The sequence below is a fragment of the Bifidobacterium sp. LH_413 genome, assembly GCF_056357015.1.
The window spans coordinates 139,836-155,769 of sequence record NZ_JBKEVK010000001.1 but is presented as its reverse complement, the minus strand read 5'-3'; the positions used below and the strand labels follow the sequence as shown (position 1 = coordinate 155,769).

Here is a 15,934-nt window from a genome sequence, read left to right as displayed (position 1 = left end):
TGCGGCCCACCATAAGGCCCGCGTCACGGCCCGGGCAACCCCGGCCGCCCCGCGGTGCGGGACGGTGGAAAACCCGGTGGACGAGCGGCCCGGCGTCCGCATCGCCGCCGCCGGTCAGTACGGCTGGTTGGCGTGGATGATGATGCCACGTTCGTGTTTGAGGAACTGGCGGGCGGACTCATGGTCGACGTCGTGCGCGTCGGTGAGGCTCTCGTAGACGACGGCGGTCTGCGCGCCGCGGGAGAGGCCGGCGAACGCCGCGTAGGCGTTCCACCCGTCCTGGGCCACGGCGAACGTCGGTTCCTGCACGTAGCCGTATCCGGCGGCGTTGCAGTAGCCGTTGAACGGCAGTCCCCACGCCCGGTGCGCGTCGAGTCGCCGCGCGTAATCGGCGGCTTCGGCGAACTCGGCGTCGGTCACGCCTGCGCGGCGCGCCAGTGCGACGGCGTGGTCGTGGTCATAGCCGCAGTCTCGCGGCGGAACGGGCAATGACATGATGTCCTCCTTGATTGACGGGTCCATGGTCTTGACAGGTCCATGGCCGCCATGATTCGGCGGCCATGGACCGGATTCCTCAGCTGCGGCGTCCCCTGCGCCGGCATCCGGCCGTCAGCGCCGCGCCGGCCGCGCCGCATACGGCCGCCGTCAGCACGGCTATCGCGACCGCCGAACCGGTGGCGCTCAGACCGCCGGTCTTGCCAGAGGCGTCCGTCTTGCCGGAGGCCTCGGTCTTGCCGCCTGCGCCGCCGGAGTCACCGGAACCACCGTTGTCGCCGACGCTCCCGTTGTCGCCGACGCTCCCGTTGTCGCCGGAACCGCCGCTGCCTCCGCTGCCCGGCTTGTCCGGGTCGGGTGTCGGCTCCGGGTCCGGCTGTCCATCCCCGACGAACACGACCGTGTACGTGGCGGAACTCTCCCGGTCCTCGCTGCGCACGACGACGCGCGCGGTCGGATAGGTCGTCGAGGCGGGCACGACGGTGACGCCGGGGTTGGCGGCCTCGTCGTACTCGGGTTCGACGGCCGGATAATCCCCGTCCGCCACGGTCCCGTCCGCCACGGTCCCGTCCATCGCCGTTCCTTCGATCTTGACCGTGTAGTCGGTCTTGTCGGCGGAGAATCCGTCGAGCGCCGCTCCCCCGACCTTGAGCCCGGTGAGCGCCGTCGAGGTGCCGGCGGCCACATCACGTTCATACGCCTCGATCTCGGTGATGGCGATCGCGCCGGAGTCCTTGTGCATGTCGAGTTCGAAGCGCGAGGTGTTCACGTTGTCGAACGTGTAGTCGACGACCTGCCCGCGACCTTCGGTGTCGTAGTCGACGGCCGTGGCCTGCTGGTTCGCGACGGGCACCATGTCGCCGGCGGCGTTCCTGTACTTGATGGCGATCGTGTCTGCGGGGCCGTCGATGCCGGACTTGTACCAGTACACGCGCAGCCTGTTGAAGTCGTACGCGGTCTCGTTGGCGAGTCCGAGGATGAAGTCCAGCTTCGCGTCCTTGGGGGTCGCGCCGTCGTCCAGCTTGTACGTGGTCCAGCGGTTCTTGCCGCTGCTGCGTTTGAAGCTGACGATGCCGTCGTTGACCTGCCCCACCGATTCGGCCGGCGAGGCGGGCGTGGAGCTCACCTGCGGGAACGCGTTGGTCTGGTAGAGGATGCGGTTCTCGCCGGTCTTCTCCTCGCCGGCGCGGATGCGCGCCCTCACCTTGCGCGTCACCGTCACGCCGTCCTCCTCGAAGGAGACGGCGCCGGTGGCGTCGGCGAAGCCGAGCTTCGCGACGGATGCGGGGTCGATCGGATTCCAGGCGACCGGTTGTTCGGCGTCCGTGCCATCCGTGTAGTAGACGACGGCGGTTTCGGGCAGCGTCGGCACGGCGCCGACCGGCGTGGCGACGGCGATGTTCTCGACGGCTGCCACGTCGCGCACGGTCACGACGGCCTCGGCGGGCAACGGCGTGCCGTCCACCGCGCCGGTCACCTTGGCGACGCCGACGCGCGTCAGGTCGAGTCCGGCCACGGCGGCCGGATCCCACCTGACGGCGCGCGTGCCTTCCGGTCCGGTCGCATACGTCACCTTGACCGAGTCCGGCAGCGTGACCTTGGCCGCGCCGACCATGACCGTCGTCCTCACCGGTTCGACGGCGGTGACGTCGCGGCCGGAATCGACGACGTTCACGGTGATGACGGTGGTCGCGGTCTTCCCACGATAGGAGCCGGTCACGGTGACGGTGGCCGTGCCCTTGCCGATCGCGGTCAGGGTCCCGCTCGCCCCGTCCGCCTTCACGTCGACGACGGTCTCGTCGTCGCATGCATAGGTGTAGTCCACGCCGAAGCCGATCTTCTCGCCGTTCTTGCCGGTCGCGGTGACGGTGATGCGGGCGTCGTCGCCGTCCTTGAGCGTGTATGCGCCGGAACCGTCGGCCTTCAGACCATCGAGGCCTGCCGTGAGGCCGGCGAGCGTCGACGGTTCGCCCGGTTTGACGTCGCCGACGGAGAGGGTGAGTGTCGCCTTGATCGTGGTGCCGTCGACCATGCCTTCCACGGTCACGACGCCCGTCTTCGCGTAGTCGGCGGGTGCGATTGCGTTCCAGGTGACCGGCAGCTGGGCGGTATGGCCATCGCCGTATACGGCGGTGACGGTGGTGGGCAGTTTCGCGCCCGGATCGACGCCGACGTCGGTGGCGCGGCGTTCGCCGAGCACTTCGACGACGGTATTCGCGTCGCCCTTCACGGTGCGTACGGTGGTGGTGCCGTCGGCGAGGCCGTCCGACTGCGCGTTCACCTCGATCGGCTTGCCGCTGCCGTCGGAACGGACGATGAGCATCGCCTTGCCGGAGAACAGGCTGCGATGGCTGGTCGTGTAGTCGCCGGTGGCGGTCTGCCATTTCTCGAGGCTGGCGCCGTCGCCGTTGTCGACGCCGGCGATATAGCCGTTCCTCACGTCGAAGGTGACGGTGTCGTCGGCGTCGGGCACGGGCGTGCCGTCGAGGTCGGTGGCTTCGACGGTGATGAACGACAGGTCGTCGCCCGAATATCCGGAGTTGTCGATGAGGCGGCGGTCCGGGGTGAGCTTCAACGCGGCGGCCTTGCCGGCGGTCTTGAGCGTGTCCTCGGCGATCACGCCGCCCGTGGCGTCATTCCCCGCGTAGGCGACGGCCTTGAGCTCGCCGGGCTCGTAGGCGACGTCGTCCCACGTGAGGTAGAAATCGTTGCGGTCCTTGCTGTCGTCCACATCGATCGTGTTGCGGTCGGCGGCGGTGCGGTAGATGAGACCGAGCCGGGTGGTCTGTTCGTCGAAGTTGCGCACGCCGAGCGACTTGCCGTTGAGGAACAGTTCGACGCTTTTGGCGTTGGAGTACGCCTGCACGTCGATCTTCTGCCCCTTCTTCCAGTTCCAGCTGGAGGGCACGAGATGCACCATCGGATCGGTGGCGCGGTCGGTCCACAAGCTCTTGTACAGGTAGTACGAATCCTTGGGCAGGCCGGCGGTGTCGACGATGCCGAAGTACGAGGATTTCGAGGCGATGGTCTCGCCTTTCGCGTTCGTACCGGAGTCGCCGGCGTACGGGGTGGGCTCGCCGATGTAGTCGAATCCGGTCCAGTTGAACTCGCCGAGCGAGTAGTCGGCGGTCAGCTCCTGGTTCCAGGTGAGGTCCACCTCCTTGCCGTTCTGGTAGGCGTCGTAGGCGGACAGCTGCAGCGCGGAGTCGTCTCGCACGGACTTGATGTCGCCCATGATCGGGTCGTCGAGGTCGTAGTACTTGCCGCGCGACTCCAGGTGGGAGCCGGATTCGGAGGCGAGGTTGATCCAGTCGGGGTGCGCCTTGTGCCATTCGCTCATCACGCGGCCGCCGAGGTAGCTGTAGCCGGCCACGTCCACGTTGTCGAGCACGGTCTGCGCGGCGCCCATCTCACGGTAGTTGTTCATCGTGGTGGGGCGCGTGGCATCGACCTCCTTGACCCATGTGTTGAGGTGCTCGTCAAGGTCCTTGTACTGGCCGGTGGCGGAGGCGACCTCGCCAAGCTGGGAGGCGGTGATCTCGTTGCCGATGGACCACATGATCACGGCCGGATCGTTCTTGTCACGGTCCACCATGGTCTTGAGCTCCTTCTCGAGCCAGATCCTCCCCGCCCATTCGCCGTCGCCGGTCACGGTCTTCTGCGCGGCGGTGCCGAGGCCCTTGCCGCCCATCTTCGGGCCGGTCCATTCCTCGCCGACCTCCTCGAGCACCATCATGCCCATGCGGTTCGCGAGTTCGATGAACTTGCGCGCGGCCGGGTTGTGCGCGGTGCGGATCGCGTTGACGCCCGCCGCCTTGAGGATCTCGAGCTGGCGTGCGGCGGCGCGTTCGTTGAACGCCATGCCGAGCGCGCCCAGGTCGGAGTGCAGGCACATGCCTTTGATCTTCATGTACCGGCCGTTGAGGGAGAAGCCGTCGTTCGCGGTGAACGTCAGGTAGCGCACGCCCACCGTCGTCTCGGTCTCGTCGACGGTCCTGCCTCCGACGGCGACGATGGTCTTCGCCGTGTACAGGTTCGGCGCGTCGGTGCTCCACAGTTTCGGGTTCGCGATGTCGGCGGCCTGTTTGACGGTGGCGCTCGTGCCGGCCTTCACGGTGACCGGGTCGGCGGTGACGGATGCGACGGGCGTGCCGCCGTCGAGGATCGTCGTCGTCACGGTGGCCTCGGCGTCCTCGCCGCCGTCGTTGTCCACGTCGGTGGCGATGTCGAGTCGCGCCTTGCCGCCGGCGATATAGGCGAGGACCGTGTCCTTGTCGTAGCTGAAATCGTTGGTGATGTCGCCGTCGCCGTACGTCGCGGCGGTGGGGATCGGCGTCGTGATGTCGGTGCCGTAGAGGCCGACGTGCACGTCGTCGGTGACGCTGAGCGTCACGTCGCGGTAGATGCCGCCGCCCTCGTACCAGCGTGAGGTGGGCTCGTTGACGACCGCCTTGACGGCGACGACGTTCGCGCCGTCCTGGTCCAGATAGTCGCTGATGTCCTCGCTGAACGGGCCGTAGCCGACGAGCTGCGTGTACCCGTCGGTGGATTTGACGCCGACGGCCTTGCCGTTGACGTACAGCGTGGAGCTCGACTGCACGCCGTCGAAGTTGATGACGATGCGCCGCCCCTTCATCGCGTCGGTGAGGCTGAAGGTCTTGCGGTACCAGACCGTGCCGTACGGCAGGTAGCCGCGCGCGGCCTTCGCGGCCGCCTTCGACGAGCCGACCCCGGTGAAGTCCTCATAGATGCGCCAGTCGTGCGGCAGATCGACGTTCCGCCAGCCGGAATCGTCGAAATCGGCGTTCTGCGCGCCGGACGGATTGCCTGTGACGAACTTCCAGCCGGCGTCGAAGTCGACGGTACGTCCGGTCGCGTCCGCGGTTCCTGCCGCGGGCGACGCCGTTCCGGACGATGCCGGCGTTTCCGACGGTGCCGGCGTTTCGGCGGCGGTCGCGGCCGGCACGCCGGCGAACAGCGTTCCGGCCATCGCCGCGGCGACGCCGAACGCGATTGCCCTGTTCCTGATTCCCATCGATTGTTCCCTTCTTTCCATGACCGGCGGTCAGCAGCGTTTGCGCAGGGTGAGAGCGATACCGGCGAGAGCCGTCAGCATGGCGACTGTCGTGATTCCGGTCACGTCGGCACCGGTGCGGGACAGTGCCCGCGGATGCTTGGCGTCGGCGTTCCCGGCTTGATCGGTCGCGCCGGGCTTGTCGCCGTCGGTCGTGCCGGGCTTGTCCGGATCGGGCGTCGGTTCCGGATTCGGAGCCGGGTCCTGGTCGGGCGTCGGTTCGACCGGCTGCTCGCTCTTCTCCCATTGGGCGACGAGGTGAATCGGGCCGGTCGGGTTCTCGATGGCCTGGTCGAAGTCGAAGGCCTGCGTGCCGGCGGCGTCGAGCGTCCATCCCTTGAACGTGTAGCCCTCGCGGGTCGGATCGGCGGGCCTGGTGACCTTCTCCCCCTTGCCGAACGTCTCCATCGCCACGGCGGAGCCGCCGGCGGAGTCGAATGTGACCGGCCACTTGTCGCCGTCGAAGGCGGCGTGGATGCGGTCGTACTCCTCGCTGGTGATGTTGAGGAAGCTGCCGTGCTTCTTGATGGTCTCGCCCTTGGCCGGGTCCTGGTGGAAGTCGACGAGGTCGTCGCGATGCCATGCGGCCGGGGTCGTGGCGGCGAGGTCGTTGGTCCTCACGATGCCGAAGCCCTTCTCCTCCTTGAACTGGTCGGCCACGATCGCGTACCTGTAGCCGAGCTCGTCGATGTCGTCCTTGTTGGTGACGAGGAACTCGTTGCCTTCCACGGCCTTGTTGTTCACGGAGAGCGCGGACTGCACCTGCGTGAGGTACTTCCATTCCTTGGCGTCGTCGGCGTTGCGGGTCTTCTCCTTGAAGGATGTGGCGTACAGGTTCTTCGTGCGTTCGATGATGCCGGCGTTGTGCACGCGGTACCAGTAGCCGTCGTCGGCCTTCATCATCGTGGAGTCGAGCGTGTAGCCGCGGCGGTCGATCCACTTGACCGGATCGGAGAAGGTCACGAAGTCCTTCGTGGTGGCGTAGTACTGGTTCGGCGAGTCGGAGCGGCCGTACTGGTCGTCGGGTCCGGAGTTGGTGGACCAGTACACGAAGTACTGCTGGTTCTCCTCGTCCCACACGGCTTCGGGGGCCCAGACCATGCCCTCCTTCTTCTCGCTGGAGGGGATCTTGGAGCCGACGTCCACGGCGCGCGGCTGGCTCCAGTCCACCAGGTCGGTGGACTCCCAGATGATGATCTTCCGACTGCCGTCCACGTTCCATCCGCACCCGGGGACGGTGTCCTTGTTCACCTGGTTCTGGTCAGTGGCGAGGATGTAGAACTTCGAGCCGTCGGGCGAGCGCAGCAGGAACGGATCCCGGATGCCGCCGCAGCCCACGGTGGAGGTGAGCACGGGCAGCGTGGCCTTGTGCAGGTCGGTCCATTCGCGGCTGTCATGGCTGGTCGCGAAGTAGACCTGCTCCTCCCACAGGTTGTAGTCGGCCGCCGTCACGAAGTACGCCATCAGATAGTCGGTCGTGTTCTCCCCCTGATGGTCGTCCGGATACGCGGGGTCGTAGTCGGCGGCCGCCGCGGTCTGTGCGGTCGGAGCGGTGGCGGCTGGAGCGGGTGCAGTCGTGTCGGCTGCGAAGGCGGCGGGGACGGCGCAGGCGAGGGCGGTCGTCAGCGACAATGCGGCCGCGGCGATGGGACGCCAGTGGTTGCGGGTATGCATGGTGGGGTTTCCTTGATCGTCGTTGATGGGATGGGAACGGGAATGGAGATGGGGCGATCCGCTCCCGCCGATTCGCGTCGGCGGGAGCGGGAGCGGGCGGTGTCAGCCGCGCCTGCGTAGGGTGAGGGTGATGCCGGCGGCGGCCAGCATCAGCGTGACGACGGCGGCGAGTCCGGCCACGCCCGCGCCGGTGGCGGACAGCTTGCCCGCTGCGGCGTCGCCGTCGCCGTCGCCGGCAGCGTCGTCCGCGGCATCGCCGGCATCACCGGCATCGTCGCCGGCCGAGCCGCCGTCGCCGGTGCCGTCACCGTCTCCCGGCTCCGGGGCCGGTTCGATGGCCGGCTTGGCCTTGAGCGCGGCGGTTCTCGCGGCGAGTTCCTCGGCGGCCGCGTCCACGGCCTCTTGGTCGGTCGGCGCGGCGAGCACCTTCTCGGCTTCGGCGAGCGCCGTGGCGAACGGCTTCCACGTCTCGGCCGTGTAGGCGGTCTCGCCGGCCGCGGCCTTGGCTTTGGCCTCGTCGATGGCGAGTTCCAGCTTGGCGGTGTCGATTTCGGGCGTGGGCTTCTCGCCGACGGTCACGGTGCGGGTCGCGCTGCCGGTGAGGTTGCCGGAATCGGTGGCCGTGTAGGTGATCGTGTAGGTGCCGGGCACGGTGGTGTCGACTTTGTCGACGGCCTTGCCGTCGAGGGCGATTGTCACGGCGGCCTTGAGGCCGGTGTCCGTGTCGTCGGTGACGGTGACGTCGTCGGCGGACGGCTGCGTGAGATCGGAGCCGTAGTCGAGGGTCACGGCCGCGTCCACGCCCGTGTTGAGCGTGACGACCGGGGCCTTGTTCTCGGGCGCGGGCGGCGTGACGGCCGTCTTGACGAGGGCCTTCTTCGCGGCGAACAGTTCGGCGAGGACGGCGTCGACCTGCTCCTGCGTGGCGTTCGCGTCGGCGGAGACGGCCTTCGCCTCCTCGAGCTTGGCGGCGAACGGCTTCCAGCTTTCGGGCGTGTAGTCGCTCTCCTTGAGGTTGGCCGGGTCGGAGTAGGCGGCGATCGCCGCGTCGAGCTTGGTCTTGTCGGCGGACGGCTCGACCGGGTCGGTGGAGGCGACGGTGTCCGTGTCGAAGCTGGCATAGTAGGGCTGGCCGGCGATGAGCGCGGCCACGCGGTACGTGTAGTCCTTGGCCTTGTCGAGTCCGGTGTCCGTGTAGGCGAGCTTGTCGGCGGCCACGTCGGCGACGGCCGTGAACTCGGTGGAACCCTTGACGGCGCGGTAGACGCGGTAGCCGCCCACGCCGACGCCCCAGACGCGGCCGTCGGTGGCGGCGGTCCAGGTGACGGCGGCGTCGGCGCCGTGCTTCGTGGCGGTGACGGTCGGCGCGGTCACGCCGGCGGAGAGCATGGTCTGGCGATGGGCCGGCTGGTTGTAGGCGGTGTTCTGCCAGGCGAGGCCCTCGCGGTAGGAGCGTGACTGGAGGGACGTGGCGATGCTGTACGGCGTGGCGATGTCCGTCGAGTACAGGCGCACCACGGACGGATTCTTGGCGTCGCGCACGATGATCTCGTCGCGCCAGTCGCCCATGATGTCGCCGATCAGGCCCGCGTTGCCCTTGGAGCCGTTGTTGGTGGACGCGGCCGCGTCCTCCCAGATCACGTCGGTGGTCATGGTCTCGGGGTTCCACTTCTGGACCTGCGGGGCCACGCGGTCCTGGTGCGCGGTGGTGATGGACGGATCCTGCGTGCCGCTGTATTCGAACAGCTCGTCGAGCAGATCGCCGTCCCAGTGGAGAGAGAAGTTGGCGCTGGCCGGCTTGGTCTTGTCGTAGATCTTCTTGACGCACGGCGTAGGGCTCTTGGCGGTGCAGGCGGTCTTGTCCGCGGGGGCCGGGGTGACGGCGTTGTAGGTGTTGGCGTCCATCGCGCTCCACAGTTCGGCGCCCTGGTAGCGGGCGTCGATGTCGGCGGCCATGCCGCGGCCGTTGTCGCCGCTGACGGACTGGCGGAACATCACCTGGCCGGTGGCCGGGTTGGTGAGCGTCGCGTCGCGCTTGCCCTCGTGCACGTTCCACGTGTCGAGCACGCCGTCGTCGTTCCAGTCGCCGATGTGCTGGGCGTCGCCGTGGCCGAGCTTGGAGCTGGCCAGGCCGGTGCCGTCGCTTTTGACGGTCATGGAGCCGAAGACGATGTCGTCCTTGCCGTCGCCGTCCACGTCGTTGATGGACAGGTTGTGGAAGCCCTGCTGCGCGAAGTCGGGGTTCTCCACCCAGCTCGGATCCTTGCCGGACGAGGTGTCCTTGTTGGCGCGGAAGTGCCAGTTGAGCTTGAGCTTGCCGCCTTGGAGCGAGTATGTGGCGATCTCGGTGCGGAAGTAGTAGCCGCGCGAGAACACGGCGTACGGCTTGCCGTTCTCGCCGTCCAGATAGGCGGTGCCGGCGAGGAAGCGGTCGACGATGTTCGCGTCGGAGGGGCCCCAGTGCCACAGGCCATCGTCGCGGCTCGGTTCGAAGTCGGTGGTGTCGATGATGTGGCCGTCGTCGCCGGCGAAGGCGGTGAGGTACTCCGGGCCGGAGTTGATCTTGCCGTTCTTCTTGTCCTTCGGGTCGGACGCCTTGCCGGTCATGCGGTAGTCGTGTTTGGCGGAGCCGCTGACCGTGTCGGTGGGCAGGTCCTCGGCGCTGGCGGCGCCCACGTGCCCGGTCTCGACGAGCTTGCCCGCCTCGTCCTTGTAGGTGGACGTGCCGTCGGCGGTCTTGACGAGCACCTCGGCCTTGCCGTCGCCGTCGTAGTCCCACACCTGGAACTGCGTGTAGTGCGCGCCGGAGCGGATGTTCACGCCCAGGTTGATGCGCCACAGGCGCTTGGTGGCACCGGTGGAACGGTCGAAGGTGTAGCCGTCGAGGAACGTGGTGCCGGTGAAGCCCGCGTAGTAGTTGTCCTGCCAGTTGCTCGGATCCCATTTGACGACGAGGTCGAGTACGCCGTCGCCGTCGAGGTCGGCGGGACTCATGTCGTTGGCGGTGTACGTGGCGATCTGGTCGACGCCGGTGGTCTGGCCGGCGGGCATCTTCTGATCGGCCGGCGGGTCAAGCTTCAGGGTGAGTGACTTCGAGGCCCAGGCGGTGGCGGTCTCCTCGCCGTATTGGCCGGCGGAGGCGCTCAGCGTGTAGGTGTCGCCGGGTTTGCCGTCCTTGTCGGTGTAGTTGGTGGTGGTGCCGGTGTACACGATTGCGCCGTTGCGCTTGAGCGTGAACGTGGTGCCGTCCGCGTCGTTCGCGTAGAGGCGCCACGTGGCGAGCACGCCCTGGTCGGTGGGCACGACGGTGAGCGCGCGGTCCGCGTACTTCTCGGCGGCCCACGACGTGCCGTTGTCTGCCGTGTCGAGCGAGCCGTCGTAGGCGTATGCGGCGGGGACGCCGGTGAGCGCGACGGTGCCGAGCGTCGCGGCGCCGACGAACGCGGCGACGGCGCGCTTGAGCCATGGCGTTTTGCGCCCGGCGTCCTTGCCGATGGTGTTGTTCCTCATTGCATGACCATCCTTCGGATGTTCGGTGGTTGGTTGTTGTGACGGTTGCGGGTTCCGTCCCGCCGGCGCGCGACGATGCCGCGACGGCGGGAGCGGATGGCCTCAGTCGCGCCTGCGGTGGCCGAGGGCGAGCACCGTGATTCCGGCGATCAGTATGGCCGCCGCGATGATCGCGATGGCGGCGACCGGCGAGCCGGTGGCGACGAGACCGCCGGAACCGGCGTGCCGCGTCTGCTGCGTGTCTTTCCCAGTCGCGACGTTCTGGCCGTTCTGGTCGCCGTCGCCGTTCTGCTGTCCGTCGCCGTCGCCCGGCCGGCCCGGCTGGTCGGTGCCCGGCTGGTCCGGGTCCGGATCGGGCGTCGGGTCCGGATCGGGATCCGGCGTGACCGGGGCGTCGCCGGCGAACGCGGCGCGCATGGCGGCGCGGACGACGGGCACGTAGTACCGCTCGACGGCCGGGAAGTTCGGGTGCGTGCCGGAGGTCGAGCCGCTGGTCTGCGGCAGGCCGGTGGAGCCGAGCGCGGTGAACGAGTACTGGTCCTGGTTGGCGTCGGTCACCTCGAAGGCGTCGTACACGTCGGCCACGGTCACGCCCTTGGCGGCGCACACCTTGTCCTGGATCGCGTGGACCTCGTCCTGCAGGGCGGAGTCGCGGCCGTTGAGCTTGGCGACCTGGACGAACACGATCTTCGCGTCCGGCCACTTGGTCTTCATCTGGTCGATGACGCCGCCCAGCTGCTCCTCGTACATGGCGGTGGTCCACTTCGTCCCGTCCTTGGCGATGGACGCGATGTCGTTGGTGCCGCCGTCGAAGATCACCATGTCCGGGGATTCGGCCGGAGCCTTGTCGATCTGCGTGGCGAGGTAGCGGGTGGACCACATGGCCGCGCCCTTGATGACGGTCGCGCCGTTCTGCGCGTAGCGGTGGACGGTCACGCCCTCCTCGTCGCCGGCGAAGGTGGCGAAGCTCGCGTCCGGGTACTTGTGTCCGGCGATGATCGAGTCGCCGAACGCGTAGGCGGTCCTGCCGCTGAGCGGCAGGTCGAGGTCGGCGGCCTTCGTCGCGCCGGCGAACAGCACGTCGTCGATCGTGTGGACGGCGGTGCCCTCGTAGTTGACGGCGAACAGGGCGGCCATCGACGTGGCGCGCGTGGCCGTCTCGCCGGAGGCGATCGGGTCGCCGCCCGCGAGCGGCGTGATCGAGTACGTCACCTTGCCGTTCGCGAAGTCGGCGCGCACCCTGACCTGCCAGACGGCGGTGGCGTCGGCTTCGGTGGCGGTCCACGTGGGCTCGCCGTTCCGGAACTGCTTGGCGCCGACGGTGGAGGCGGTCCATTCGATGTCGCGCGGCGCGGCGGTCGCGTACCTCACGGTCCGCTTGGACCCGTCGTTGCCGGCGGCGATGGCGAACAGGAGACGCCCGTAGGCGTCGCGCAGTTCGATGCCGGATTTGGCGGTGGCGTCGGCCTTCCAGGTGAACCGGGCTTCGGCCGTCTTCTGGGCGCGCACGGCGATCGGCAGCGTGGCCTTGACGGCCTTGCCGGCGGCGAGGTCCGTGCCGACGGTCAGCGTGCCGTCCGTCACGGCGGCGTTGCCGGTGAATCCGAGGTTCTCCGGGTCGGTCTGCTGCGTGAAGTCAGTGGAGAGCAGCGGGTTCAGGTCGGTGGTCGGCGGGTTCGGCGCGACTTCGCCGGAGCCGGAGCGCGTGACCTTGATGATGTAGTCCTCGACGCCGCCGGCGAACTCGTCGACGTTCACGTCGATGGTGGTCTCGCCGTCCGCGAGCGCCACGTCGGCGGTGTCGCCGGTCGTCTTGGCGCCGTTGACGAGCACGGTCTGCTTGTCCCAGCCGCGCGTGAAGGCGAGCGTGACGTGGGTCGCGGAGGCGGGCACGGCGACGGCGTACGGGTTGTCGGTGCCGACGCGCGTGTAGTCGAAGGTGGGCGTGAGTTCGAAGCCGTCCACGGCGAGCGACTTCAATGCGGCCGTCTGCTGCGGGTCGTCGCGGGTGATGACGGCCGTGACGGTCGCCTTCCTGCCGCTCTTCGACGTGACGTCGATCGTGACGTTGTTCGGTCCGACGGCGAGCGCGACGTCGGCCACGGCGGTGGCCGCCGCGTCGCCGCCGTTGATGGAGGCCTTCGCGCCGGCGCTGTTCGCCTTGGCGGTGAGCGTCGCCTTGTCCGTGTACGGGCCGACGTTCGCCGTGAGCGTGCCGTCCTCGGATCGGGCGAACGTGAGGTCGCCGTAGGCGGAGGTGGCGGTGAGCGAGCCGAGCGTGGCGTCGTCGGCGGTCTTGACGAGATCGAAGTCGACGGTGGTGGTCTGCGCGAGCTTCACGGTCACGTCGCGTGTGACGCGGGTCGCGTAGTTCTTGCGGGAGGCGGTGACGGTGTAGCCGGCGCCGGGCGCGACGTCGAAGGCGTACGCGCCGGCGCGGTCGGCGTCGACGGAACCGAGGACGGAGGTCGTGGAGGCGACCTGCTTGCCGTCCTTGTCGGTGAGCGTCACGGTGATGCCGCCGACGGCGGTGCCGTTCACCTTGGTCGTGCCGGCGATGGTGCCGGTGGTGGCGGTGGCCTCGCCGAGCGCGAGGTCGACGGTGGCGACCTGTCCCTCGGCGACGGTGACGGTCGCGGCGGCGGAGTCCTTGTAGCCGGGGGCGGCGGCGATGAGCGTGTGGTCGCCGGCCTTGAGGCTCAGCGTGTACGCGCCGGCCTCGTCGGTGGAGACGGCCGCGCCGGCGTCGCCGTCGGCGGTGACGGTCGCGCCTTCGACCGGCGCGCCGTCCGCGGTTCTCACGACGCCGGTCACGGTGCCGGAGTCGGCGGCGACCTGTGCGCCGGCCGCGCCGATGGCGGGCGGCACGGCGATCGGGTTGCCGAAGAAGTCGACGCCGATTGCGTCGTCGTTCACGCCGTCGGCGCCGGCGGCGTCGAATCCGGGCATGATCGCGTCGAGGTCGACGGTCTTGCCGGCGCCGATGAGCGGCGAGCCTTCGCCGGGCTTCGCGCCGTCGAGGCCGTCGGCCGGGTTGCCGATCTTCGGGTCGGCGGTTACGGCGGCCTGGTCGGTGGCGGCCGGGGTCATGTGCTCGCCCCAGTAGGCGTTGTTGGAGAAGGTCACGCCGGTCTTGGAGTCGGAGAAGGTGACGCCCTTCGTGTCCTTGGCGTTGAGGTTGACGAACGTGTTGTTGAACACGTAGTGGAGGTTCTTCTTGTTGAAGTAGCTGGAGCCGGAGGAGCCGAAGAAGCCGACGTTGCCGTTGGACTTGCTCCACGGTTCGATCGTGTTGACCATCAGGTTGTTGGTGATGGCGTTCACGCCGGTGGAGCCATGGCCGTTCACGTAGTAGCGTTCGACGTCCTGGATGATGTTGTAGCGCACGACCGAGGTGCCGAAGCCGAAGCCGCACAGCAGGATGCCTTCGCCGGAGTCGTGCACGTAGTTGCCCTGGATGATGATGTCGGAGGTGCCGCGGTCCGGGTCGATGCCGTTGGAGTCGGCGGCGTTCGGGCGGGCGGCGAGTTCGGCGACCTCGTTGTTCTGCACGACGATGTCGGCCGCGTAGTACATCTCGATGCCGGAGACGCCGGCGCCGTCGACCACGTTGTTCTCGACGGTCGCGCCTTTGACGGACGTCAGGTACATGGAGTCCCAGCCGAACTGCGTGTCGCGGTTGGTCATGTAGTTGCCGGAGATGGTGACGCCGGTGTGCGGCGCCCAGTCCGGGTCCTCGGTGACGGTGCCGTTCACGGCGGCCTTGCCGACCGCTCGGTCGCCCCAGCCGGGGGCGTGGTCCTTGTACTTGTCGGTGCCCATGCCGGAGAACTGCTTGAACACGAGGTTGCCGAACGAGGTGTTGGCGATCACGTTGTCGCGCACGGTCACGTCGGTGAACGTGGAGGCGGTCTTCGCGTCGCCCTTGAGGCCTTCGAACATGATGCCGCCGGTGCGCTTGGAACGGTCGAGGCCCCATCCGCCGATGGCCCACTTCTGGCCGGACACGTCATGCACGTACAGGCCGTGGATGTCGTAGCCGGCGAGGGTGCCCGCGTTCTCGCCCTGGATGTGCACGCCCCTCAGGTCGCCGGCCTTCGGCTCGTCGTCCTTGGTGAACTTGGAAGGGTCGAAGCCGTCGGTGAAGTTGGAGATGTCGAGGTTGGAGATGTCCCAGTGCTGCTGGTTGGTCAGCTGCAGCACGTCGTTGACGACGCCGCGGCCTTCGAGCTTCGGGGCGGCGTCCGCCTCCGCGTCGCCGTCGCCGTAGCTGGACAGCACGATCGGCTGCTCGGCGGTGCCGGAGCCCTTGGGCGCGAGCAGGGCGGTCGGGGCCTGGCCGTCCACGTCGGTGCCGACGCCGTTCTTCCACGTGGTGTAGTCGTAGGCCTCCTTGGCCACGGCGTCGCCTTCGGCGGCCCACGTGCTTCCCGCCTTGAGCAGGATGCGGTCGCCGGGCTGGAACTCCTTGGCGTTCACGTTCGCGAACGTCTTCCACGCGGTCGCCTCGCTGGTGCCGGCCGCGGCGTCGTCGCCGCCCGCGGAGTCGACGTAGTACGTGGTGCCGCTCGCGGCGGGGGCGGAGTCGTCGGCGACGGCCAGGCTCTTGGTCTTGACGACGTCGCGTCCGGCGGCCTTCAGCGCCGTCTTGTCGGTGTAACCGGAGAATGTCGCCGAGGCGTCGGCCGCCATGGCCGAGGTGGCGGGCATGAACGCGGCGACCATCGCGGCCGTGGCCGATATGGCCGCCGCGCGTGCGCCCCATGTTCTCAAGGCACCCATGCGTTTCCTTTCATCTGGAGATGGACCGTGCGCGATGACGTCGTCGCCATGCGGATTCCGGCCGTTTCCACAAGAGCTGCCATGCTCTTGCATATCTTCTGCAAACTTTCCATAAAATTTGCTTTCGATTACCATAACACGGAAATACAAAAAAATCACGGCCGATCGCCTTCCATTTGGCAACCACCCCCGATTGTTGCTCTCCGACTCGGCCCCCTCTGATGGCACATCGCCTCCCTCTGATGGGACATCGCCGTAAAGCAAACGCCAGAGGCGTTTGTAGGCGATGTGCTCGCCGACAGGCGAGCCAATAGAAGAGCGGCCGCAGGCCGCGGGAATATCGAATCGGCCTTCTGCCGATGCCGTTTCCTGCGGCCTGCGGCCGCTGTCTCTCCCTCC

Annotated in this window: 5 protein-coding genes; all 5 read right to left on the bottom strand. The window is 68.3% G+C overall.

Features of this window, described 5'->3' with window-relative positions:
- Positions 1 to 114 precede the first annotated feature (114 nt).
- The 5 genes from AC1AYN_RS00515 to AC1AYN_RS00495 all read right to left on the bottom strand — a co-directional run bounded on the left by AC1AYN_RS00515 (position 115) and on the right by AC1AYN_RS00495 (position 15,535).
- The gene (locus tag AC1AYN_RS00515) at positions 115 to 495 is read right to left on the bottom strand and encodes a glycerophosphodiester phosphodiesterase (RefSeq protein WP_476502512.1); all 381 of its coding nucleotides are present in this window, start codon (positions 493 to 495) and stop codon (positions 115 to 117) included.
- A 79-nt stretch (positions 496 to 574) separates the two neighbouring features.
- Entirely contained in the window at positions 575 to 5,530 is a 4,956-nt protein-coding gene (locus tag AC1AYN_RS00510) for an Ig-like domain-containing protein (protein ID WP_476531429.1), read from the bottom strand.
- A gap of 30 nt (positions 5,531 to 5,560) precedes the next feature.
- The gene (locus tag AC1AYN_RS00505; RefSeq protein WP_476531427.1) at positions 5,561 to 7,243 is read right to left on the bottom strand and encodes an InlB B-repeat-containing protein; all 1,683 of its coding nucleotides are present in this window, start codon (positions 7,241 to 7,243) and stop codon (positions 5,561 to 5,563) included.
- A 102-nt stretch (positions 7,244 to 7,345) separates the two neighbouring features.
- Positions 7,346 to 10,753 carry a rhamnogalacturonan lyase family protein gene (locus AC1AYN_RS00500; protein WP_476531425.1) on the bottom strand — a complete coding sequence of 1,136 codons (3,408 nt, stop codon included), beginning with the start codon at positions 10,751 to 10,753 and terminating at the stop codon, positions 7,346 to 7,348.
- A gap of 102 nt (positions 10,754 to 10,855) precedes the next feature.
- Positions 10,856 to 15,535, bottom strand: a complete 4,680-nt coding sequence (locus AC1AYN_RS00495) for a carboxypeptidase regulatory-like domain-containing protein (RefSeq protein ID WP_476531424.1) — start codon at positions 15,533 to 15,535, stop codon at positions 10,856 to 10,858.
- Positions 15,536 to 15,934: the final 399 nt, after the last annotated feature.